This window comes from Prosthecobacter sp. SYSU 5D2, assembly GCF_039655865.1.
Lineage (GTDB): Bacteria > Verrucomicrobiota > Verrucomicrobiia > Verrucomicrobiales > Verrucomicrobiaceae > Prosthecobacter.
On sequence record NZ_JBBYXL010000001.1, the window covers coordinates 460,148 to 483,067 of the forward strand.

At 61.2% G+C, this 22,920-nt stretch carries 13 protein-coding genes; 8 read left to right on the forward strand and 5 right to left on the reverse strand.

All coding sequences use genetic code 11. The annotated features are described in order from the left end of the window. Positions 1-15 precede the first annotated feature (15 nt). The 6 genes from WJU23_RS01990 (at position 16) to WJU23_RS02015 (ending at position 7,735) form a co-directional block, all read left to right on the forward strand. A complete protein-coding gene (locus tag WJU23_RS01990; protein ID WP_346330848.1) occupies positions 16-1,245 on the forward strand; it encodes a Wadjet anti-phage system protein JetD domain-containing protein in 1,230 nt (409 codons plus the stop codon). Between the two features lie 47 nt (positions 1,246-1,292). Beyond that, the gene (locus WJU23_RS01995) at positions 1,293-1,532 is read left to right on the forward strand and encodes a UPF0175 family protein (RefSeq protein ID WP_346330849.1); all 240 of its coding nucleotides are present in this window, start codon (positions 1,293-1,295) and stop codon (positions 1,530-1,532) included. Further along, positions 1,529-2,020 carry a DUF3368 domain-containing protein gene (locus tag WJU23_RS02000; protein WP_346330850.1) on the forward strand — a complete coding sequence of 164 codons (492 nt, stop codon included), beginning with the start codon at positions 1,529-1,531 and terminating at the stop codon, positions 2,018-2,020. Before WJU23_RS01995 ends, WJU23_RS02000 begins: the two co-directional genes overlap by 4 nt. Before the next feature lie 69 nt (positions 2,021-2,089). After that, on the forward strand, positions 2,090-2,962 hold the full coding sequence (locus tag WJU23_RS02005) for a YicC/YloC family endoribonuclease (RefSeq protein WP_346330851.1): 873 nt from the start codon (positions 2,090-2,092) through the stop codon (positions 2,960-2,962). A 100-nt stretch (positions 2,963-3,062) separates the two neighbouring features. Next, a complete protein-coding gene (locus tag WJU23_RS02010) occupies positions 3,063-6,962 on the forward strand; it encodes a S8 family serine peptidase (protein WP_346330852.1) in 3,900 nt (1,299 codons plus the stop codon). Positions 6,963-7,012: 50 nt separating this feature from the next. Further along, positions 7,013-7,735: an intradiol ring-cleavage dioxygenase gene (locus tag WJU23_RS02015; protein WP_346330853.1), complete on the forward strand. Its 723-nt coding sequence runs from the start codon at positions 7,013-7,015 to the stop codon at positions 7,733-7,735. A 144-nt stretch (positions 7,736-7,879) separates the two neighbouring features. Here the strand turns inward: WJU23_RS02015 and WJU23_RS02020 are convergent, their stop codons facing one another. Together WJU23_RS02020 and WJU23_RS02025 are read right to left on the reverse strand one after the other, a co-directional pair. Further along, positions 7,880-8,860, reverse strand: coding sequence for a DUF1080 domain-containing protein (locus WJU23_RS02020; protein WP_346330854.1), 981 nt, complete (start codon positions 8,858-8,860; stop codon positions 7,880-7,882). 72 nt (positions 8,861-8,932) lie between these two features. Further along, positions 8,933-9,973: a hypothetical protein gene (locus WJU23_RS02025; protein WP_346330855.1), complete on the reverse strand. Its 1,041-nt coding sequence runs from the start codon at positions 9,971-9,973 to the stop codon at positions 8,933-8,935. Positions 9,974-10,108: 135 nt separating this feature from the next. On the opposite strand from WJU23_RS02025, the gene WJU23_RS02030 reads away from it, so the two are divergent. Both WJU23_RS02030 and WJU23_RS02035 read left to right on the forward strand, forming a co-directional pair. Further along, positions 10,109-11,560 carry a trypsin-like peptidase domain-containing protein gene (locus WJU23_RS02030; RefSeq protein ID WP_346330856.1) on the forward strand — a complete coding sequence of 484 codons (1,452 nt, stop codon included), beginning with the start codon at positions 10,109-10,111 and terminating at the stop codon, positions 11,558-11,560. A gap of 25 nt (positions 11,561-11,585) precedes the next feature. After that, positions 11,586-15,422, forward strand: coding sequence for a hypothetical protein (locus WJU23_RS02035; protein WP_346330857.1), 3,837 nt, complete (start codon positions 11,586-11,588; stop codon positions 15,420-15,422). A gap of 24 nt (positions 15,423-15,446) precedes the next feature. Here WJU23_RS02035 and WJU23_RS02040 read toward each other — a convergent pair whose 3' ends face one another. The 3 genes from WJU23_RS02040 to WJU23_RS02050 all read right to left on the reverse strand — a co-directional run bounded on the left by WJU23_RS02040 (position 15,447) and on the right by WJU23_RS02050 (position 22,751). After that, positions 15,447-17,987, reverse strand: coding sequence for a PVC-type heme-binding CxxCH protein (locus WJU23_RS02040; RefSeq protein ID WP_346330858.1), 2,541 nt, complete (start codon positions 17,985-17,987; stop codon positions 15,447-15,449). Between the two features lie 253 nt (positions 17,988-18,240). Next, a complete protein-coding gene (locus WJU23_RS02045; protein WP_346330859.1) occupies positions 18,241-20,940 on the reverse strand; it encodes a VWA domain-containing protein in 2,700 nt (899 codons plus the stop codon). Further along, positions 20,940-22,751 (reverse strand): BatA domain-containing protein, encoded by a 1,812-nt coding sequence (locus tag WJU23_RS02050; RefSeq protein ID WP_346330860.1) that lies wholly within the window; start codon positions 22,749-22,751, stop codon positions 20,940-20,942. The genes WJU23_RS02045 and WJU23_RS02050 overlap by 1 nt, the downstream gene beginning before the upstream one ends. Positions 22,752-22,920 lie beyond the last annotated feature (169 nt).

The following is a 22,920-nucleotide window of genomic DNA, read 5'->3' on the forward strand; positions in this document are numbered from 1 at the left end:
CCGCAGCGCCACCCCATGCATCCCGCCTGGCTCCAGACCCTCTTCCGAAAATGGCACGCCGCACGCGGAAGCCGCCTCTCCCCCGGAAAGGTCGCCTTCAGGTATGACTGGATCAAACTGCTCGATGAAAACGGCCTCCTGAAAGTAGAAGATCGCCAGGCCGCTGAAAGGGACCTGAAAAAACTGCCCCAGCTCCAGTTTCATACCCACAAATACCGCAAGTATCTCATCGAGAAGGTCATCATCCCACTCGAAAGCGAACCCTGGCTCATCGCCACCTTTGGCCACATTCCCGCCGCCCAGCTTCATCAGGAAACATTGTCTGTCATAGCAGAACTCCGCCAACTAACTCATCCCCTCTACCCCGAGCTCTGGCAGCAGTGGTGCGATCGCATCCAAAGCACCTTCCAGCAGGAAAAGAACCTCCAGCCGCTCACCTGGAAAGAGCCGGACAAGGTCCGCCAGCTCATAACGCTCGTCCATCGCTTCACTTCCATCGCATGGACCGAAGCCACCCCTATCCGCGAGGCCAGCACCAGCCTCGGACTCGGCAGCAAGGATCTCGAAAACCTCCAGTCACGCCTGGAATCCTGCCTAACCAGTTTTTACGAACGCCCCACCACCCTCGAATCCTGCGGCCTTCTGCTCACCGAACCCAAAGTCGAAGTCGCCGGAAAACTCACCCTTCATTATGCCGATGGCAACAGCCAGCCCATCCATGAAATGAAGGGCGTTTATACCCTGCCGCTCCTGCCCGATCTCGAGCGCGCCATCCGCATCAGCACCCCTGCCACGCGCCTGCTCACCGTCGAAAACTCCAAGACCACCCTCCCCGCTCTCGCCGCCAAAAACCAGGCCGGCGACACCCTGCTCATCGGCTGTTCCTTCCCCAACCGCGCCGTGCTTCGCCTCATCGAACTCCTTCCACCCGGCTTCTCTCTCCACCATTTCGGCGACACCGACCCCGCCGGTTTTCTGATCCTCTCCACCCTCCGCCAAAAGACCGCCCGCCAAGTCCACCCCTTCCTCATGATTCCGAGGGAAGCATCACACCCCGTCCCACTCACCGAATACGACCGCAAGATTCTCCCCAACCTCCTCACCTCCCCCTTCCTGACCGACGTCCACCCCCAAATCGAGCACCTCATTCACCGCCAGGACAAAGGCCTCTTTGAACAAGAAACCCACGGCCTTCCCGACCTCCCTGAATGGCCGTTTTACTCTGTCTTTGAGCCTGCCAGTTGATGAAAGCCGTTCTTGGCAGAAGCCAATCCAGCCCTTATCATACCACCATGACACTGACTCTACCAGATGACCCCGCCCTGGCGGAGTTTCACGAGAGTGACCTGCTTTTGGAACTGGCCTGCTCCCTTTATGCAGGCAGCCGGCTTTCGAGGAACGCCGCCGCCAGACTTGCCGGCCTGGACCGCCAGGCTTTTGATGAAGAACTCTATCGCAGACAAATTTCGTCCTACACCGACGAAATGTTAAAGGAGGATCTTCGAACTCTTGAGTCACTGCATTCCAAGTGACCGTCATCACCGACACTTCGGTTGTGCTGAATCTTTGCCTGATTGGCCAAGAGCAGTCTCTGGCAAAAGTTTTCGATGAAGTACATGCGCCGATAACGGTCAAACAGGAGTTTGAACGCCTCGTAAGCGAGGACGCCCGTTTCAAAGGATTGAACTTTCCTGCCTTCATACAAGTGCATTGGCCAACATTGTTGTGGCCTGATCTCGTCTTGGATCCGCCCCTTGATCCCGGCGAGAGCGATGCCATGAAGCTGGCTGTGTGGCTGGAGGCCGACATCATTTTGATTGATGAAGCTGCCGGGCGTTTGGCCGCTCAAAAACTCGGAATGAAGACCATGGGGTTGCTAGGCATTTTGTTAGACGCAAAATCTCGCGGCTTGATTTCCAGGCTGAAGCCTCTTTTGAATGACCTCAGTCTTCGGGGACGCTTTTGGATAAGCCCAGCGCTGAGAAGCTCAGTTCTCCGCTTGGCTGATGAAGAGGATTAAACCTATGACCCCCAACTTACCCAACACCCAGGGTTGCCACCCGGCCTTCCACCCGCTTCTGTCGCGGCCATGAAAAGCATGACAGGATTTGGCCGTGGGGAATCGCGGCAGGAAGGCACCACTTGGGTGGTGGAGTGCAGCAGTGTGAACCGCAAGCAGCTGGAGGTCTCCATCAACCTCCCGCGTGATCTGAACGATCTGGAAACGCAGGTGCGCAACCAGGTCTCCGCCGTCTGCTCGCGGGGACGGATCAATGTCCTCATCCGCAGCGATGCCGCCGAAACCTCCCAGCTTCCTCACCTGGATGAAACCATCGCTGCCGGGTATGTACAGAGCCTGCGCGACCTGGCAGGCAAGCTCGGCATCTCCCCGGAGATCAGCCTCAGTGAGATCGTCCGCCTGCCGGGCGTGCTGACCGGCGAATCCGCCAAGTCCGATCCTGAGGCCGCCTGGCCTGCCATCCAGCAGGCACTGGCCGCTGCGCTGGACCAGCTTCGCATCATGCGTGGCACTGAGGGGGATCACCTGCGTGAAGAAATGGAGACGCGCCTGAAGACCATCGAAGCCTACGCCGCCGTCATCGAGGCCAAAGCACCGCTCGTCCCTGAGCATCAGCGCCAGGTCTTGCGCCAGCGGCTGGAGCAGGCCGGTCTGCCACTGCCTCTGGATGACGAGCGCCTGCTCAAAGAGATCGCCCTTTTTGCCGACCGCACGGACATCTCCGAAGAGCTCTCCCGCGCCGCCAGCCACCTGAAGCAGTTCCGCACCTACCTCACATCCTCAGAGCCCGTGGGCCGCAGCCTGGACTTCCTGGTCCAGGAGTTCTTCCGCGAGTTCAACACCATGGGCTCTAAGTGCAACAATGCCGAAATCGCCCATGCCGTGGTCAGCGCCAAAACCGAGCTGGAGAAAATCCGCGAGCAAGTTCAGAACATCGAGTAATGACACTGCCCCGCTGAAAAATGCGTGGGAAAAGTCAAGAGCAGGCCCGCCGGCAAAAAAAGAATGAACCCTGCACGGATGCAAGGCATCTTATCCAGACATGGTTTTTCCTTTCCCCCAGGTTCGCCGTCTTTGCGGACTGCTCATTGTCCTGGCCTCATGGATGGCTGCGCCAGGGATGGCCCAGTCCCCGCCGGAGTATGTGGAGGGTGAGGTGATCGTGACCTTCAAGAGTGCGGTCACCCAGCGCACGGCAGAGTCGTCCTTGCAGCGGCGCTCGCTCCGGTTTCAGCGTCGTTACGAAGAGCTCTCCCATTTGCGCCGGAAGCCCATGGGCCTGGTGCGTGAGCGTGGAAAAAAGACCCAGGATCTCATCACCGAGCTTCAGAACGACCCCAGCATCGAGTCCGTTGAGCCTAACTATCTGCGCTACATCAAGGCCATCCCAAACGACAGCCGTTTCAGCGAACAGTGGGCGCTGCGCAACACCGGCCAGACCGTGGACGGAGTCACCGGCACCAGCGGGGCGGATGTCAAATATCTGGAGGCGATGGCCATAGCCCGTCCGCCCACGGAGGAACTGGTGGTGGCTGTGATTGATACCGGCGTGGACGTCACCCACCCGGAACTGGCCCCCCGCATGTGGACCAACAGCCAGGAAATCCCGGACAACAACATTGATGACGACGGCAACGGCTACGTGGACGATTACTATGGTTATGACTTTGTCGAGGACCTGTCTGACCCTTCCGACATCAGCGACCACGGCACCCACATCGCGGGCACCATCGCCGCGCAGGGAAACAACAGCTCCGGTGTCATCGGCATCAATGACCATGTGCGGATCATGGCGCTCAAAGTCTCTGCCAACGGGGATACCATGAGCACCTCCGCCGTCATTGAGGCCATGGAATACGCCGTGTCCATGAAAAGGCGCGGGGTGAATCTGGTGGCCCTCAATGCCTCCTATGGCGGCTCCGGCTACAGCAATGCTGAGCGCGCGGCCATCCAGACCGCCGGAGTTGAAGGCATCATCCTCTGCGCCGCAGCAGGCAATGAAAGCGTCAACAATAACACCACTCCCTCTTATCCGGCCTCGTATGGCCTGGCCAACATCATCACTGTCGCTTCCTCTACGCAGAACGACACCCTGTCCAGTTTCTCCAACTTCGGTAGTACCTCTGTGGACCTCGCCGCCCCCGGTTCCAACATCCTTTCCACCGCCCCCACCGCCTATGCTTTCCAGGTGGGCAGCGGCACCCATGATGCCCTGCCCATGGCCTTTGCAGGCAGCACCTCCGGATTCACCGGACAGATCATCCATTGCGGCCTCGGTTATCCGTCCGACTTTCCTCCTTCCGTGAGCGGGAAAATTGCCCTCATCGCGCGCGGCACGCTGGACTTTTCGGTCAAGGTCGCCAATGCCAAAGCCGCCGGAGCCATTGCGGCGGTGATCTATAACAACGTGGCCGGTCTGTATGCGGGCACGCTCGGCAGCGCAGGTCCGTGGATCCCCGCGTTCTCCATTTCCCAGGCGGCCGGCCAGTCCATCCTGGCCAGCCTGCCCGCCAGCGGCACCCTCACATCGGCACCGGGCTATAAATATCTCGACGGCACCTCCATGGCCACGCCTCAGGTCGCCGGGGCGGTCGCCTTTGCTGCGCAAAATTTTCCCAACGACACCGTAGCCCAGCGCAAGGAACGCATCCTGTCCAATGTGGATGTGAAGACCTCCCTCCAGGGCAAGGTGCGTACAAACGGAAGGCTGAATTTGAACCGCATCGTGGATGCCGACCAGGATGGCATTCCAGACTGGCAGGACTCCATCCTCACCTTCACCCAGGTACCCCTCCTCCCTGGTGGCGTCCTGCAGGTTCCTTATTCGCGGACGTTTTCCATCACCAGCGGGACGGCCCCTTTTGTGTATCAGGTCTCCGCCGGGAGCCTGCCGCCTGGCTTCAGCCTCAGTCCAGGTGGGGTGCTCAGCGGATTCCCTTCCCAGGCCGGGACGTTCAGCTTCACCGTTGAGGTGACGGATGATGAAGACCGCAGCGGTGAAAGAACCTTCACCCTGGTCATCGCCGCGCAGACAGTTCTCGTCACCTCCACCGACCCCCTGCCGGAAGGCAGCGAAGGCGCCCCTTACTCCACCGCGCTGACTGCCAGCGGCGGCACCGCTCCGTATGCCTGGACGCTCGCCTCCGGCAGCCTGCCTGCAGGCCTTTCTCTAAGCAGCTCAGGAATTATCAGCGGTGTGCCCACCCAGCCCGGCAGCAGCCAGTTTACCCTCCGGGTCGTGGATGCCCATCAACTGGTCAATACCAGACCGCTCAGCCTCACCATCACCCTCTCCCCCATCGCCATCGTTAACGAAGAAACCCTGCCGTATGGCATGAAGGGGGAAGATTACAGCCTGGCCTTCACCGCAGAAGGCGGCACCGCCCCCTACACCTGGGCCCTGCTCAGCGGCAGGCTGCCTCCAGGCACCCGGATAAGTCCTGAAGGCATCCTCAGCGGCAAGCCCACCACGGCCAGCCATTACGACTTTCGCATCCAGGTGACGGATGCTGAAAACGTCATCACCTCCAAAAGTTTCCTCCTTTCCACCCGCACCATCTATACCCTCCCCGTGCTGGATGACATCACCCTCGGCAGCACCCACATCGGGGCCGAATACACCGCCACCCTCACCGCCACCCATTACCCTCGCAGCTATAAAGTCACCGGCCTTCCCAAGGGGCTGAAGGTGGCCGCCAAAACCGGCATCATCAGCGGCATTCCCAAAGAGCATGGCGACTTCACCGTTCAGGTCATCGCCAGCAATCCCGCCGGGAAAAGCCAGCCCCGGTCCGGCACCCTCACCGTCCGTCCCATGCCGGCTCATTGGGTCGGCAGCTTCACCGGCGTCATTGCGCGCGATGCCACCGCCAATGCCGGCCTCGGCAGCCGCTTCACCCTCACCACCACCGCTCTCGGTTCCTTTTCCATCAAAGTCACCACCGGCAAGTCCACCAAAGCCGCCAAAGGCTTCCTCACTGAAGGCGACACCCAGGCCAGCGTCAGCATTCTTGATCAGGTGCTCAACCTGACGCTGGATGCAGACACGCAGCTCATCAGCGGCACCCATGGCAGCGCGGCGGTCACCGGCTGGCGCATCCCATGGCATGCCAAGACGGCCCCCGCACTGGACCAAATGGGTTATTACAGCGCCGGTTTAAACCTCAGTGAACCCGATGACATCGCCCAGGAGGCCATTCCCCAGGGCACCGGTTACCTCGCCCTCCGGGTCAATACCGCCGGCATCGCCTCCATCGCGGGCCGATCCGCCGCCGGAGACAAGGTCACCAGTTCTGGTGGCATCGGCATCGGGGGCCAGACAGCGCTTTATCAATCCCTCTACAAACACCAGGGCACTTTAGCGGGCAGTTTTCGCATTCAACTGCCCTTGGACGAGACCGGCATCCCCGCTGAAAACAGACTCGCTGGGAACGTGTCCTGGCTGAAACCCGCCGATGCCTCCCGCACCTACCCGGACGGCTTTGGCCCCCTGGCGATTAACCTCTCAGGCGGCTACCTGGCCCCGAAATCCTCCGGTGGCACCGTCCTTGGCCTGCCCCAGCCCGGCAGCCCGGCGGTGAAGTTTACGGATGGCGGCCTGGCCCTTTCGGATACCGATCCTGACCTCGCTGCTTTTGAGCTCAGCAGCGCCTTCAAGGCCATCCTGCCGGCTTCCGGCAGTCTGGAAAACCCCGCCCGCACCACTCTGCGCATCAATAAATCCTCCGGTCTCCTCAACGGCACCTTCACCCTCACCGAGCTGGATTCCAAGGTGAAGCGCAAGGTCAAATACCTGGGCATCGTCATCCCGCAGAGTTCCGGGCAGGTGAAAGCCCAGGGCTACTTCCTCCTGCCTCAGCTCCCCACAGGCGGACTGCCCGCCTCCAAAACCCCCATCCTGAGCGGCGGGGTGCAGATTCTCGAAATCCCTGCTGCTGATTGACCCGTCGTGCGGAACTATCGTCTCTTTAGCAGGTTACATCCGTCGCCGCCATGAACCCATCCCCTTTCCACATCCGCCTGGACCGCCGCCTCCTCCTCCGCAGCCTGCTGCTGACCACCGGGGGCATCCTCACCGGCAGCCTTTATGCCGAAGCCCTCACGCTCACTCCACGGGCCACGGAAGGGCCTTACTACCCGGACCACCTGCCGCTGGACCAGGACAATGATCTCGTGCAGATCCAGGGCCAGGCCGCCCAGGCCCTCGGCACCGTCACCGAATTCGGCGGCCGCCTTCTCAATGCCGATGGCCAGCCCATCCAGGATGCCCTCATCGAGATGTGGCAGGCGGATAACAATGGATGCTACATCCACAGCCGGGGCGCCCAGAAGGACAAGGAGCGCGATCCCGCCTTCCAGGGATATGGAAAAATCATCACCAATGCCAAAGGCGAATACCGCTTTCGCACCATCAAGCCCGGCCTCTACAGCGGCCGCACCATTCACTGGCACGTGGCCGTGAAGCAGGGGGACAAGCGCATGCTCACCACCCAGCTCTACATCGCCGGTGTGCCGCAGAACGACAAGGACGGCGTGCTCCGCCGCATGGGCGATGAAGCCCAGCGCCTCTCCGTCATCCGCGAATTCAAGCCCAAAACCACCGGCAGTCCCGAACTCTTCGGTACCTGGGACATCGTCATCGGCCATACCCCGGAGGAGCCTGAAGAACGCCGGGGCGGCGGCAGACCGGGCGGCCCTGCTGGCCCCCGCTCCTGATTCAATCGCAATCCCGTCAACGGCCTGCCTGACGCCCCTGTTTGCAGCCACGTTTGTCAGACCGGCAGGCAGGCCACAAAAAAGCGGTGCCGTACTTGAGTGCGGCACCGCTGTGGAAACTGACCTCAGGCCGGACAAGTCCGGTTACTTCACCACCGGGCGGAGCACCATGTTGCGGAAGTCCACATTCGTATGGTCACCCTGGAGGAAGATCGGGCCGGGCTTGGATTCATCGCTGGTCAGGGCGCCGCCGGTGCAACCAAGCACAGGCTGGTTGTCAATGATGGTCTGGCCGTTGAGGATCACCGTCAGGTGGCGGTCCACCAGGGTGATGTCCATCGTCTGCCATTCGCCAATGGGCTTCTCCGCCGCCACGGAAGGAGTGATGCGGCTGTACAGAGCGCCCATGTGGTGGGAGTCCAGCGGCTTGCCAAAGCTCTCCATGACCTGCACTTCATAAATGCCGCGCAGATAGACGCCGCTGTTGCTGGCCTCCTGGGTGCGGACTTCCAGCTTCAGGTTGAAGTCTTCATACTCGGCTTCCGTGCGCAGGTTGCCGAAGTGCTTGCCCTTCTCCTTCACCACCCGGTTGATGAGCGCCCCATTTTCCACACTCCAGCCATTCAGATGCTCTGGATTGATGAGCTTCCAGCCGGTCAGGTCCTTGCCGTTGAAAAGGCTGATGGCTTCACCATACTTCACCTTGTCCAGGTCAGGTTTGGCCGGGATGGCGGGGATGCGCTTGCCGGTGAATTCGCTCTGGCCAAAGGGCTTGCCGTCAGGCTTGGTCTTCACCGTGCTGCCGGTCAGCTTGTCGCCGGAGACTTTGATGGTCAGCGTTTCTGTGGTCACAGGAGCGTCTGGCTTGTCCTTGGGCTTGGAGACGCGGGTGACGAGCAGGCTGTCACCTTCGAGCTTTGTTGTTTCGGTCGGCACCACGCTGCCGCCACCCCAAAGCACGCTGGAGCTGAGCGCGCCATCCTTTTCCTCCACCCCGATCCAGCCGGCACGTCCGCCTTCGAGATCCAGAGCCCAGCGGCCAATGAATGGGTTTTCAGCAGCCTGGGAAAAGGCGGTGAGGCCAAGAGTGGCCATAAGAATAAGATGACGGCGTGTAGTGATCATGAACGGGACGGGGTTGGTTTGGTGAGACGGGACGGGATCGAATGAGAATCGGATCGCAGGCTAAAGAACAGCTTATTTTTTCAGATCCTTCACGCAATCTTCATCCTGCGGCACGGAGCTGCCGGTCTGGTCCACCGGGTGATTGAAGAGGTACTGCCAGACGGCTTCGTGCAGAAACTCGCCATCAGGGCCTTTGGCAGCGGCTTTACCTGGGGTGACGGAGCTGTGGGCGCGTTTGGCATCGCCTTTGACATCAAAGTTGGTGATGAGCCGGCGCGTGTTCGCATACGGCGGTGCGCTGATGTCCACATCGGCGATAGGGCCGAATTTGTGCAGGCCCATCATCTCCCAGGAGCGGCAGTAGTGGTCGCCCGTCCAGCCGGTATCCAGCACATGGCTGAAGCCAAAATAACGGTTCTCCGGCGTGGCGGAGGGATAGCCCTGCCATTCGTCGAGCTGGTCACGCGGACCGCAGAAGCAGACTACGCGGTCCACCTTCACCTGCTTGGCGAAACGGGCGGAACTGGTGGCTCCGTGGGAGGAGCCGGAGATGATCACCTTTTCCCAGTCCAGGCCGTCCTTCTTGGCATTGAGGAACTGCTCCCACTTGCCCTGCGGGTTTTCCTTGGACAGCCATTTCACAAACTGGAAGGCCCGCTCCATCATGCTGTCCGGTTTCGGGATGTCGCACAGGTCGGAGCTGTCCATGCCGGTCGTCACCTCCAGGCGCATGTTGCCCAGGCTCTTGCCGTCATCGCGGCGGTCACCCGGAATCATGCCGAACCATTTGTTCGCATAATGCACCTGGATGGCATGCAGGCCGTAGCTGTTCACCTTTTCAAAAAGGGTGCTGTTGTAACCCATCAGCCAGACCACCAGCTTCCCCTGCGGAGCCACGCGGGTGTCCACATTGGCATGCTGGATGTCCTGGGGTGCGCCCTTTTTATCGGCAAAAACGAAGCCGATCTCCGGATGCTCCTTGGCCTTGGGATCAATCTCGCTGGCGCGCTTGGTGATGTCGTAACGCTGCGGTTTGGGATCCTTAAAAGCAGGCGCGGCGGCGCTGAGCGAGAAGCAGGGCAATAGGAGGCTGGAGAGCAGGAGGAGTTTCATGAAATGGGAAAGGGAGATTTATAACGGAGATTCGCGGTCATTCCATGCAATCCCTTTAACAGCTGGCAAATCCTGCTGCTTATAAGAAAGCTTGAGCTCCAATCAGACTTTGGTTTAGTCTTGAAAAAATCATTTATGAAGCAAAAGCCATTGGGTCTCCTCCTTGTGTTCTGTCTATGCAGCCATCAGGAAACCAGGGCCGCCAATGAAGTGGAAAATCTGGCCAAGACCGTCCTTTTGGATGCCACACCCTTGAAAGAGCCGGACCAGGTGGCGTTCAGCTATCGCAATGCGGTCAAGGCTGCCCGCAACAGCATGGTCGTCGTCGTTGCCCAGAAGTGGCAGAATACCAGGTATCCAGATCTGCCGCCGTCCGACTGGAACAGTGACGCCAACAAGCAGCGTGTGCAGGAGGGGAGGGGAGAAACCGGCTCCGGCATCGTACTGACCGCTGCTGGCCTGATCCTGACCAATCATCATGTCGTGGCCGGATCCGCGCGCATCACCCTGCGGTCACCTGGCATGGAGACGGAGGTGGAGGCGGGAATCGTCGGCTCGGATCCCTCCACGGATGTGGCGCTCCTGCGTGCCCGCAGCGGTTCCTGGACACCAGGTATTTTTGGGGACAGCAACCAGGTGGAGCCCGGTGACGTGGTGCTGGCCTTGGGAAATCCCTATGGCCTGGAGCATTCCGTGAGCATGGGCATCATTAGTGCCACGGGCCGCTCAGACATCCGTTCATTGAACACCTCCTTGCAGGATTTCCTCCAGACGGATGCCGCCATTCATCCCGGAAACTCCGGCGGACCTTTGGTGGATGGGCTGGGCCGGATCATCGGGATGACCGCTGCCCGCTTTGGCAGTGAAAACATCGCCCTCGCCGTCCCCTCCAATCTGGCTCTGAAAGTGGCCCAGGATCTTCTGGATCACGGCAGGGTACAACGGGGTTTTATGGGGGTGCAGTTGCAAAACTTGACTCAGGAACAGGCTCAAAAAATGGCACTCCCTGCCGGCACTCGCGGCGTCCTCATTGCCCAAGTGGAAACGGGCAGTTCAGCACACCGCAGCGGTCTGCTTCCGGGGGATGTTATCAAGACGCTCAACAGCCACTCCGTCGCCAGTGCTGCCAGTCTCATGACCCGTATGACCCTGTTGAAGAAGGGAGATTGGGTGGAACTGCAAATCCTGAGAGATGGAAAGTCCGCCCGCTATGATGTGCAACTGGGCGAGCCCAAAGAAAGCCAGGTGATGCCTCCGTCACTGGAATGGGAGCTGGTATCTGGCCTCAAAGTGGCCCTGCTGGACAAACGGTTGCGGGACAAGTGGCTCCTGCCCTCTCACTTGAATGCACTTCGGGTCATGGAGGACTACCTCCTGGACGGAAAGCGGCTTCTGCAGGCGGGTGACTTGATCACCCAAGTTAATGGCCGCAACGTTTCGATGGCTGCCAGGCAGCCGGATCCCAAGTCCAGCTTACGCTTTAGAAGTCCCATACTCATGCTGCACGTACAGCGCCAGAAGGAGACTTTGATGATCGGCGTGCATCAGGAGCATGAAGTCCCCTCGGTCAAGCGGGATGATCAATAGCCTGCTTTCAGAAAACTCCACAGATATGAATTCAATCACGACCCGGATATCAACACTCGGACTGTGCACACTGCTGGCCGGTTCTCTGCAGGCTGATCCCAAGCTGGAAGCGGAAAAATACTCTTCACCCGGCCTGCAGGGTTACTTCGGCAGCCCGGTCTTGGGAAATCCCTCCACCATTGCCTCCAGCAGGGTCATCTGGCATCCCAATGGCAAAATCTTCACCCGGGTCCTGCCCCTTGACCGGCCCAACGTCCACGCACGGTTATGCATGTGGGAGGCGGATGCGCAGACCCAGCAGGTCCAGCTGCGGGCTCTTTTAAATGTCAGCGGCGCGTGGTGCCTCTCGCACCGGGGCGATGTTTTGTGCTCGCAGTCCCGCAGAGGAGACGACGGCTCCAAGCTCAAAGACGTGCCCGCCTGGGTGGCTAGTGACTTTGGCTGCTTCCGCATGGCAGATGGAGTGCGGCTTTGGAGCCTGCCGGTCCGGCGGGATGAAACCATCGTCGGGTCCGCATTCACGCTGGAGGACGCCGGTGTGGCCGTGCTCAGCATCCATGCCCGCCAGATGACCCTCCGCCTGCTGGATGCCCGCGATGGCCGCGAGCTCAGACGCCATGATTTTGATCTGCCAGAGGAACGGGAATTCCGCGAAGACCATCTGATGATGCGCAAGGATGCTGTCTGGCTGAGGAGGAAGGTGGAGGAAGACTACCGGTGGGTCGCTTTCCCCCTGGCCACCTTTAATCCTGAGCCGGTCAAGATGGATGTGCTGGAGGAAGAAGGCATGAGGGAGGTCTATTTTCAGACCAGCCCGGATGGGCGCTGGCTCGCCGCCTGCCACAATACCCGTTATGTCATCTGCCAGCTAAACGGAAGCAAGTGGGTCATAAAGGACTCCGGTCATGCGCTGAAGGTGAACTCTTCAGGTCATGCGGAGGATGGCTTTTATGACGTCCAGTTTCTGCCCGACAACCGCCGCGCCGTCATCTTCCAGCGCAACCAGATCCGGGTCATCGAGCTGTCTTCTGCCAGGGAACTGGCCAAGGTGGAGCGCTGCTTTTCCGCCGGCAGGGCGGTCTCGCCAGATGGCAAGCGCCTGCTGGTCACCGGGCATGGCGGGTTTGAGATTCTCAGTGCGGATACTTTGAAGCCGGCCGGCACGCTGCCCCGTCATCAGCATGTCATGCCTCCCGTCTGGCTGCGGTTCTTGGGGGATGGCAGCACGCTGGCTTCGGCGGCGGCGGAAGGCGTCTGGCTCTGGGATGTCGCCAGCCGCAAACCCCGGGCCCATTTGCGGGCAAGCGCACCCTACTGCCCGGAGTATGCGCTCAATACGCCCGCCTTGGCTGAGGGCGGACTGGCCTTGGTCGCGGATGAAGGCACAAACTATGTGACGTGGAAGCTGCCAGATCTGTCCGGTGCCGTTCCCGATGTGCCACTGGTCGTCGCCGCCCAGCCCGCTTTCGGCATGCCATCACTGTCTCCTGCCGGTGAATGGGGGAACAGCCTTTTTGCAGATCCGGAAGGAAAGTCCTTCATCACCATTCAGCAGTCTGGCGTCGTGCTCCGCCAGGGTCTGGGGGCGGATGCATCCAAAACCCTTTCCAACCAGCCGCCCACCTATGTCCGCATTACCCAAGGTTTTTTGGACCGTCCGGGAAACCGGTTTGTCTATGCGGACAGGCAGAAAGATGCGTGGAACGCCATGGATCTTGAGACTGGCAAAATGACATCCATCACTGAAGGCGGCCGTGGGCTTTCAATTCTCGCTCCTGCCCGTCCAGGTGCCCCACCTGCTACCAGCCAGAAGCGGACAAGCCTAGCCCCGTTAATGGCCCTGCCTGCCACAGGCTTGAGCCTCGGGCTGACTCTCGATGGCCATCTTTGCCTAACTAATTTTGAAGGAACCACTTTCACCCGCTGGCTGGATCCCGCGCCACAGGGAACCAAGGTGCAAGGAAAGGACGTGATCGCCCTGTCACCCGATGAAAAACGTTTTGCCACCCTCCTCTCAGAAAGCGAGTTTCACCGGCAGTCAATCGGGGTCTGGGAGCTGGATACAGGCAGGCTGCTGGCGGCCTGGCCGGTCCCGGCCAGCGGTGTCAGGAGCCTGGCCTTTTCCCCCGATAATTCCCTCCTCGCCTGCGGTCATGACCACGGAAGCATCTCCCTTTGGAAACTCGCGGATCTGATTCTGGAACAGGAGCGCAAGGGGCCGGCAAACCCGACAGGAGCGGGTGCCACATCTGCTCCCGCACCGGCCAGGCCTGCAGGCAGCCCATCCGCCAAAGCACCTGCCCAGCCACCAGGCAGTGTTCCTCTGTCCAAAGAACGCCGCATCATGCATCTGCACGCCACGTCCTGGGCCTTTCAGGAAGATGGGCGGGTGACCAAGACCGAGTTTCCTGACACAGGCCGCCTGAGTGTCAATGGGCAGGCCTTTGAAGCCTCCGGCTTCGCGCTCACTCCGTCACCTTACCTGACGGACTTCTTTGATGTCCAGCAGGGAGTAGAATCGGACAAACCCGGTCAGACCCGTTTCAAAACAGAAGACAAGGGCAAGATCAATGGCGGGATCATCTCCCAGTCTGAAGGCCGCGCAGGACAGGTGTGGGTCTCCCGGCAGACAGGTGTGCCAGCTGGCCACGGATCCCTCGTCTTCACTGATTCATTCACCAATACAGGGACCGAATCCCAGCAGGCGGTCATCGAGTGGGACGCCGTATTTCCTGCCGGGACAGCGGGGCTCATGGATTCCTCGTTCAAGCCTGTGCAGATCGGGGATAACGGAGTGGTGACACCTGCCCCTGATGCCTGCTGGATTGCCGGTCTGGTCGGGAAGGAGACCGCTGCTGCAGTGCCTGTGATTGCCTTCCGTTCGGAATCCTCAGGGCACATACCGGGCCTGGTCTGGGTGCCGGATGAATGCCGCCTGAAGGTCCGCCATCTGATGACTCTCCCCCCAGGGGAGACGCGGCATCTGGCACATGGGGTGAGCCTGATCGGGCGGGCGGCGGGGACTGCGCCGGAAATCTTCACCGATCCGCACTGGCGGGATTTTTCCCTTTGGGTCCCTTATTCCGTCCGCAGCCGGGGAGGCAACTTTGGGGTGGACATGGACCATGAGCCAGCGGCAGCCCATGGCGGGCGCGGGCAGCGTGGGAGTGACCCGCTGGGCCTGCCCTGGGACGTCCAGCGCGATGGCAGCTTTTATGGCGGACTGGGTGCCTCGGCGGTGCTGCAACTATGGATGGATGATGCACCGCTTGGTTATGCCGGAGGTCATCTTTTCGACTGCCAGACCAGCCAGCAGGTTAACGGACACACGTCGCCCCGTCCATGGCAAACTGTCTATGGAAGGTCGGCAGACAGGAAGCTGCTGGCCACCCGCTGGATTCACAAGCGGACCAAGTTTGGAAACCTGCTGATGGATACCATCCGCAATGGCCACAATGAACCGGTGAAGGCCCGCATACGCCTGGTCAGCACATTCTCGGAGCCTATCAAGGCGCTGTATTCGGGAGCTGGTAAAGAGATGCCGATGACCGTTGGAGAAGCCTTGGAGTATGCGGATGGCAGCCTGGTGGTGGAAGTCAGCGGGGAGACCCGGCCAGCGACCTGGATAGGCTTTCACCAGCAAGGCGCAGATCTGAAACCTGAACTCCGCCTGATGACCCCGCAAATGATCAGCATGGATTATGAACTGGAGCTGGCACCCAATGCCCAGGTTGCGCTTTACCATTGGACCACCCAGCGGCCCATCACCAGTTTCGGCAGCCTGGACCTGGCCTTCGCCGATTGCCTTCCCTTCAGCAGAGAAGGGTCGGCACGACTGGTCGGAAAGTCGAATGTGAAGTGAAGGGCATCCAATTTGAGTTAGATCCTACTTCTTGTGCAGCAACTCGTCGGAGGTCCACATGCCGACGCGGTCTTTGAATTCGGCGCGGAGTTTGGTGATGGCTTCGGGCTCGACGGGCGAGGCGTTGTGCTCCCACTCGCGGCGGAGGTAGGTGACGACGCTGGCGACGTCTTCATCCGTGAGGTGAGGGAGGGGAGGCATGGCGAGGTTCCAGGTGCGACCGCTGACTTTGACCGGACCTGCGAGGCCGTGAAGGACAATGCGGGCGGTGATGTCCGGCTTGCCGAGCACCCATTCGCTGTCCACCAGCGGCGGGGCCAGGCCGTCGAGACCATATCCATGAGGCTGGTGGCAGGCGGCGCAGAGACCGGCGTAGATGACCTTTCCTTTTTCAAACCGGGCCTGCTGGGCTTCGTTCAGCGGAACGATTTTCGGCGGCTGGGGGGCACCCGGTTTGCCTACCCAGGCAAGGCGGGCGGAGATCTTGGCAAACTCACCGGTGGAGGACTTGGAAGTGACGGATGCCTTCAGGGCGGCGAGGGATTCAGGCTCTTTTTCCAGCCACAGCAGCTTGGGTTTGGCGGCGGATTTGGAACTGCCTCCAGCCGGGTTGGCCAGGCCCTTGATAAGGGAGGCCTGAACCTTGCTGCCTTTTGGTTGGGCAGCGGCGAGAGTCAGCGTTTCCTCAAAAGGCAGGGCCTTGCCGGCCATGGCGATGAGGTTGCCGAGCAGCTCAAACACAGGGGCAGTTTGCGTATCATTTTCAGGGGTGGAAACTTCAGCGAGCATCTTGGCAAAGGCGTCTTCACGGCCACGAAGGCCCGTCATGGCTCCTTCACGGATGAGCAGATTGCTGCCTGATGTGGCCAGGAGTTTGGCCAGGGCGACATCGGTATCGGGAAGGTTAATGGAGGACAGCTTGATGGCGAGCTGCGCCTGCACGAGGGCGTCGGTTTCACCCGTGAGGGCCAGGAGTTCTGGCGCGAGGTCGCGTCCGGCGAGGCGGACGGCGGCGGCTTTGAGGGTGACATCGTCATCTTTTAAAACGCTGCGCAGCGTGTCGGGGGCGAGCGAGGCAAGGCCATCCAGTGTCCACAGTGCGTGAAGACGGGCGAGGGGTTTGGCGTCCTTGGACTGAACCAGGGCGGTCAGGGCCGGGGCGGCGGTGGCATCGGCGGATTCGACGAGGAGGCGCTGGGCGGTATCGCGGACCCAGCCGTTGGCGTGGCTGAGCATGGCGATGCGCTCGGATGTCTCTGCAGGAACGCGGGTGGCTTTGACAGACTTTTGGTTATCCGGCACGATGCGCCAGATGCGCCCCTGATCAATGGGCTGGTCCAGTTTGCGGGCCTCAATGTTGGCGATGAGGTAGTGGGTGAGGAAGCTGGTGTGCTGGATGATGCCGCGATACATGTCCACGATGTAAACAGAGCCGTCAGGCGCGTTGGTGGCCTGCACAGGGCGGAAGCGCTCGTCCGTGGAGGTGAGGAATTCGCGGTCCTGGGTGGCGTTGTCAGCGGTGACGATGCCGTCTTTTTCGCTGACGATCATGCGCTTCACCAGGTTGGCGGACGGCTCGGGGATGAAGGCGTTGCCGTAGTATTCAGCGGGGAAGGCATCGCCGCGATAGATGAGCGCTCCGCAGGTGGCGGTGGCCGTGCTGAGGGTGCCGTCTTCGCGCAGGGTCTTTTCATCATAACCGCGGTTCACACCTGGTGTGGGGTGGCTGGGCCAGACGGTCTGGTCGGTCACTACCTTGGCATTGACGCTGGTGGCATTGCGCAGCAGCGGGTTGCGGGAGAAGGCCTCGGTGGGCAGCAGGTCGCAGCGGAGGAGGTCGGAATTGTAGTTGAAATAGAGGCGGCCCTGGTCGTCCTGGCAGAGGCCGTACTGGCCACGGCCCAGGCCGGCATCCTTCTGCCACACACCGCCGCGCAGGCGGAAGCGGCTGCTGTAGCCGGCGCTCCAGATCTGGTTGTCCAGGGCCCAGGTGGGCGTATTGGCCATGTGCTCCGGCTGACCGCCGGCGGTGCCGTAATCGGTGGCGACAATCTCTTTCACATCGGCCTTGCCGTCGCCATCGGTGTCTTTGCAGAAGAACAGGTTAGGCGGCACAGCGACGAGAGCGCCGCCATTCACCGCCATGACGGAGCGTGGCATCACCAGCTCATCCACGAAGACGGTGCCCTTGTCCATGCGGCCGTCGCCATCGGTGTCCTCAAGCAGCTTGATGCGGCCGGTCGGCTCGCCTTCCGTACTGCCTTCCATGTCACGCATGTAACCGCGCATCTCGACGACGTAGAGGCGGCCCTGGTCATCAAAGCTTATGGCCATGGGCGCTTCGATGAGGGGCTCGGCGGCGACGAGTTCCATGCGGAAACCGTCTTCAACTTTGAAAGTCTTTAGCGCTTCTTCAGGAGAAAGCGGTGCCGGTGGCGGCAGGTTGAACTTGATCTTCACCTCGGCCGGGCCGGCGTTTTTGGTGTGCAGAGCCAGGGCGGGCAGGCCGATGAGGCCCAGGGCGGCGATGGCAAGGGTGGATTTTTTGAGTTGTTTAGCTGGCATTGGGGGGTGGAAAGAAACGCATGAAACCGGCCATTTTTAATTAGGACCGGGGAAAATGACGGAATCCGAATGACGAATGTCGGTATCGGAATGATGTGAAAGACGAATGTTTGGTCAGAAAATCGGGGAATGAAGACCGGGACTGGGACAATATCGGTTACCGGGCGTGGCTGTGAAAGCGGCGGCAGGCGTGGCGGAATTGCACAGATGTGGTAATGCTGGGAACACAGCACATACCAGTGCCTGCTTTCCATCACTTGCGCTTCGCCCGGTTGAAGCGGCTTTGGCGGTTGATGTCCGGCTGCGGAGGATGTGTGGGTTCCACGGGTGGGGCGGCGGGTTTCGCAGCGGGTTTTTCCACGGGCTGCGCAGTGCGGGAATAGGCGGGAGTTTTGATGCGGGCGGGTTTCGGCTTCCAGCCGGCGAAGGCCCACTGGGGCAGGTGCCAGCCGGTGCGGGTGATGAGGGCCTCCAGGAGCATGAGGATGAGGGCGAGGATGAGCAACTCGTTACGCAGGTCCACAAAGCGCTCAGTGCGGGGGGTGCGCCAGGCCTGGTGGAGCTCGCGCAGCTCGCGGCCGCCGCTGGTCTGGGAGACTTGTTTGAGTTCCTCGGTGCGGGTTTCATCAAAGGCCCACTCGGTGCTGGTGCCGACGATGGCGGGGCCGAAGGAGAGTGCCTGGGTGCCGATCTGCACGGCTCCGCGCACCATCTCGCCTTCTGGCAGGTACACGCGGGCCTGATAGTGGCCGGGGGAAAGGCGCTCCCAGGCGATTTCACGCGGGGAACTGGCGGCGGCTCCGTGGGCGAGGAGGATGCGGGGGGCTTTGGCCATGAGGCGCTCTTCCCAGGTGTCATCATGGAGGAGATCCAGGGTGAGGACGCTGCCCTCCAGGCCGTGTTTTAAACCGATGCCGGGGGGAAGCTGCTCCCCCATGAGCCAGCGGGTGAGGGTCTGGAGGAAATCGCCATACTTGGGCCAAGCGCGGATTTTGGAGGAAAACTCGCCGCCTAATGGAAAGCTGACAGCGGCGCTGCGACCGATGCCACGCTGGCCAAAGGAGACGAGCGGGGCGGCGTATTCGTCCTTGGTGAGGAGCGCCTGGCTGGCCCAATCGCGGATGTAGCTGAGGTTGTAGCCATCGGCCTCCGGGAGCCAGGTGAGCGGCTGGCTGGTGATCTCAAACCAGCCGTTGGCGGGCTGGGTTTTGACCGGATCGCGTAGAAAGGCGCTGCGGGCGACGGCGACGGTTTCCTGGCTGAAGATGCTGGGCAGTTCCTCGGCCTGGTCCGTGAAGAAAAGGCGGCCTTTGCCCCGGGTGGCGATGTCCTCCAGGAAGGCGGCATCAGGATCCGCGCGAGTGCCGAGGGCGATGACGCTGATGCTGCCGCTGTTGGCGACGATCTCGGCGATGAGGTTCTTGTAATCATCGGGCTGCTCGGAATCGGCGGCATCAGAAAAGAGGATGATGTGGCGCTGACCGGCGGGGGCGTTTTTGAGCTGGTCCCAGGCGGCTTTGAGGCCGTTATAAACAAAGATGCCACCGCCTGTGCTCTCGATGCGGCGCACGGCGCTTTCCATTTTTTCACGGTTGGGCCCGACGGGCTGGAGGGGGACCATTTGATGGGCCTCGCTGTCCACGGCGAAGACGGTCAGGAGATCGTGCGGACCGAGAAATTTGATGGCATTGGCGGCGCCTTCATCGGCGAGGGCCATTTTGGTGAAGCCGTTTTTAACGGTCATGCTCATCGAGCCGCTGCGGTCCATGACAATGCCCATGGCGACCATGAGCTTGCGGTGCTCCTGCTTGAGCTCCATGGAAACGGGCAGGAGGGGATCCAGTGCAGATTCGAAATAGCCGCCGGCGGCGAAGCTTTTCTGGCCTCCGGCCATGAGCAGGCTGCCGCCCTGCTCGCGGACGTAGAAGTCCATGGCGGCTAGAAATTCGCCCGGCAGCTCAAAGGCAGGCACGTTGTTAAAGATGACGCATTTGGCCCCGGCAAGCTGGCCGGGACGGACGCTGCGGAGATCGGTCACTTTTTCCACCGTGAAACCCTGGCGCTGGAGGGTGGTGGCCACGGGGTCATCGGTGTAGGCGGTGAGCAAAAGTACGCGCGGTCCGCCGGCGATCTCGATCATGGCCTCGTGGCGGTTGTTGCCGGGATGGGCATCGGTGACAGGCTGGATGAGTGCCTCGTAATGGGCGACTCCGGCGCTGCTGAGGCGGTCCGTAAAACGGACGATGCCAGAGCCGAGGCGGACCTGGACATCGGCGGCTTTCAGTTCCCGGCCCTGGCGGAGGACTTTGAGAGGAACGGTACCGTCGAGGGTGCCGCGCACCTCGATCTCGATGAGGAATGGCTCGCCAAGCTGGGCCTTGGCGGGGAGACGCAGGGCGGCCACGCGGTAGTCGGTGGGCTCGGGATCGCGGGCCAGGAGGTAGTCCAGTTCGATACCCTGCTGCTGGAGTTTTTCGGCGATGCCAGTGAGCGGCTCGGTGGCATAACCATCGGTGAGAACGAGCAGGCGTGCAGGGCGGCCAGCGCTCTCTCGTTGCGCATGGACGAGGGTCTGGGAGATGGCCAGGCCGGTACGGGTGGACTGGCGCTCGCGGTCATATAGGGCCGCGCCCTCCGCGCCGCGACGCATGACCTCGCCTGCGTAACTGATCTGGAAGAGACGGTCATTGGCACCCCGGCTCTGCTCCAGGAGCTTTTCCCATTCCGGCAGGCCTTTGGCCATGGGCTTTTCAGCGGAGGCGGAACTGTCCAGCAGCAGCCACAGGTCCACGCCATCCGCCAGCCGCCGCCACTGCGGCTGCGCGAGGATGAGAGTGACCAGACCTAACAAAAGGATGCGCAATGGCCGCAGCAGCCCGAGACGCGGCAGCCCCCACCCGGCCAGAAGCAGGACGGGCAGCAAGGCGAGCCATTCGGGGTGACGGAGGATCATCAGGCTTGCTTGAGGTGTAGGTTTAGGGGAACCGTTGGCACCGTTTTATCCCGGCCCCACCACCAGCTCGCCAGGAGGAGGGCGAGGAGAAGGAGTGTCCAGAGGCGCCAGTTGGGGTCGGACTCCTGGAGGGTATCGATCTGGCGGACATCGAGGCTGGAGGATTCATCGAAGGGGCGGGCCTGGGTGAGGTCGGCCTCGCGGGTATCGGCAAAGTGGGAAGCGGCGATGAGGAGGGTTTGGTCTCCCTGGGTGATCTGGAAGAAGGCGGGAGTGGCGGGGGCGCGGAGGAGGTGGGCCTGGTGAACGGGGATGGTTTGGGCGGGGAGGCCATCGGTTTTGAGGACCAGGGGGGCGGCGTCTTCACCCCTTACATGGGCGACATCGAGACGCTGGCGGACGTCGTAATTGGCGCTCATGGGGGCGATTTTTTCCTGGCGGATACTTTCAAGAAAACGATGCAGGAGGACGGCGAGGGCGGGCAGCTTGCGGGCGTTGCTGCTGGCGAGGTCAAAGTGGCAGAAAAGCTGGCGGGCCCCGTCGGGGGTCTGTCGAAGACTGATGAGGGGGCGGTCGCCCTGCCAAAGGAGGACGCGGTCGCGCGGGTCCTGGGGGATAACCATGCCTTCGCGAACGAAGAGCGACTGCCAGTTCAGGCCTTCAATGAGGGGGTGGGCCTCGCCGACGATGAGGCCCCGCAGGGGCGGTGGATTGTCGGCCTTGGAGGGACTGGCGAAGATGCAGGCGTGCTGGTTGTTTTCCAAAGCGATGCTGGGGGGCCAGGTGAGGATGCGGACATCGGCCTGGGCGGTCTGGCCTTCGAGAGCCGTATTGGCAAAGAGGCTGAAGAGGTCGGCGATCTCCCTTGAGGAGGGGTCTTTGCCGGGGGGGGCGTGGAGGGTGAGGGTCTTCGGGCGGGGCTGGACGATGGGGAGTTGATCGTCCAGGGTGAAGTCATCGGATGAGAGAATGAGCTTGAGCTGACCGGCGGATTCGGCTTCCAGAAAGGGGCCGGAGAGAGTGCGGGATTCTTGGGGGGCGAGGGTGATCTGGATGGGGGCGGTGGCTTTGCCTGCGGCCTCGGCATGCCAGTCGCGTTGCTGAGGGGCGGCACTTTCATTTCGGACGAGGGCACGCCAGAACCACTGGCCTTCTTTTTCCTCCACGGTGACGCCGGCCCAGCCGACGTTCGGCGTCTCCTGGCCGATAGAGAGGACTTTGGCGTCAAAGGCGGCGGGGGCGGGCAGAGGGTGGTCGGTGATGAGGAGGACAGCTCCCTGTGGGCCGACGAGGCTGCGGGCGCTGCGCAGGGCGGGGGTGAAATCGTGCGTGCCGAGGAGGGGCTGCCAGGCGGGCAAGGAGGACAGGAGGTCCGAGGTGGAGGCTCCGTAATACAGGCTGGGGGCGGTGACGTCCGTGCTGAGCAGCGTGAGCTCTGCGCGGGCACCGGGAAGGAGGATTTTAGACAGGCTATCGCGAACGGCTTTATCTACGGCGGGGCGAAAGGCCTGCATGGAGGCCGAGCTGTCCAGCACCAGGGCGATGCGGTGAACGGCATCGTTTTTCACCCAACGCGGACCGGCCAGCAGCCAGGTGAAAAGCAGCACCATGAGGAGTTGCAGCCAGAGGGGGACGGATAGGCGCAGGCGCTCAATACGGTTCCCCTTTTCCGATTCCCGCTGAAGTTGCTGCAGCAGAAAAAGAGTGGTGACAGTGAGACGGCGGCTGCGGCGCTGAAGGAAGTGAATGGCCAGGACCACGGGAATGCCCAGCAAGGCCCAGAGGGCGAGAGGATGGGCGAAGGTGGGCATCAACGGTGTTCAGTTTACAGTTTTCAGTCTTGGACCCTGGGACGGGGAATTTTGAACCATTAATGCCAAGCAATAAACACTAATATAAGAGGGTTTAATGATTAGTGCTTATTGTTGGGCATTAGTGGTTTTTAAAGAGAGAGGCCACTGTCTGGCGACGGCGGCTACA

Excerpts from the sequence above, each read along its gene's own strand:
- WJU23_RS01990 (WP_346330848.1), top strand. The coding sequence starts at position 16 with ATGCATCCCGCCTGGCTCCAGACCCTCTTCCGAAAATGGCACGCCGCA.
- WJU23_RS01995 (WP_346330849.1), top strand. The coding sequence starts at position 1,293 with ATGACACTGACTCTACCAGATGACCCCGCCCTGGCGGAGTTTCACGAG.
- WJU23_RS02005 (WP_346330851.1), top strand. The coding sequence starts at position 2,090 with ATGAAAAGCATGACAGGATTTGGCCGTGGGGAATCGCGGCAGGAAGGC.
- WJU23_RS02010 (WP_346330852.1), top strand. The coding sequence starts at position 3,063 with ATGGTTTTTCCTTTCCCCCAGGTTCGCCGTCTTTGCGGACTGCTCATT.
- WJU23_RS02015 (WP_346330853.1), top strand. The coding sequence starts at position 7,013 with ATGAACCCATCCCCTTTCCACATCCGCCTGGACCGCCGCCTCCTCCTC.
- WJU23_RS02020 (WP_346330854.1), bottom strand. The coding sequence starts at position 8,860 with ATGATCACTACACGCCGTCATCTTATTCTTATGGCCACTCTTGGCCTC.
- WJU23_RS02025 (WP_346330855.1), bottom strand. The coding sequence starts at position 9,973 with ATGAAACTCCTCCTGCTCTCCAGCCTCCTATTGCCCTGCTTCTCGCTC.
- WJU23_RS02030 (WP_346330856.1), top strand. The coding sequence starts at position 10,109 with ATGAAGCAAAAGCCATTGGGTCTCCTCCTTGTGTTCTGTCTATGCAGC.
- WJU23_RS02035 (WP_346330857.1), top strand. The coding sequence starts at position 11,586 with ATGAATTCAATCACGACCCGGATATCAACACTCGGACTGTGCACACTG.
- WJU23_RS02040 (WP_346330858.1), bottom strand. The coding sequence starts at position 17,987 with ATGCCAGCTAAACAACTCAAAAAATCCACCCTTGCCATCGCCGCCCTG.
- WJU23_RS02045 (WP_346330859.1), bottom strand. The coding sequence starts at position 20,940 with ATGATCCTCCGTCACCCCGAATGGCTCGCCTTGCTGCCCGTCCTGCTT.
- WJU23_RS02050 (WP_346330860.1), bottom strand. The coding sequence starts at position 22,751 with ATGCCCACCTTCGCCCATCCTCTCGCCCTCTGGGCCTTGCTGGGCATT.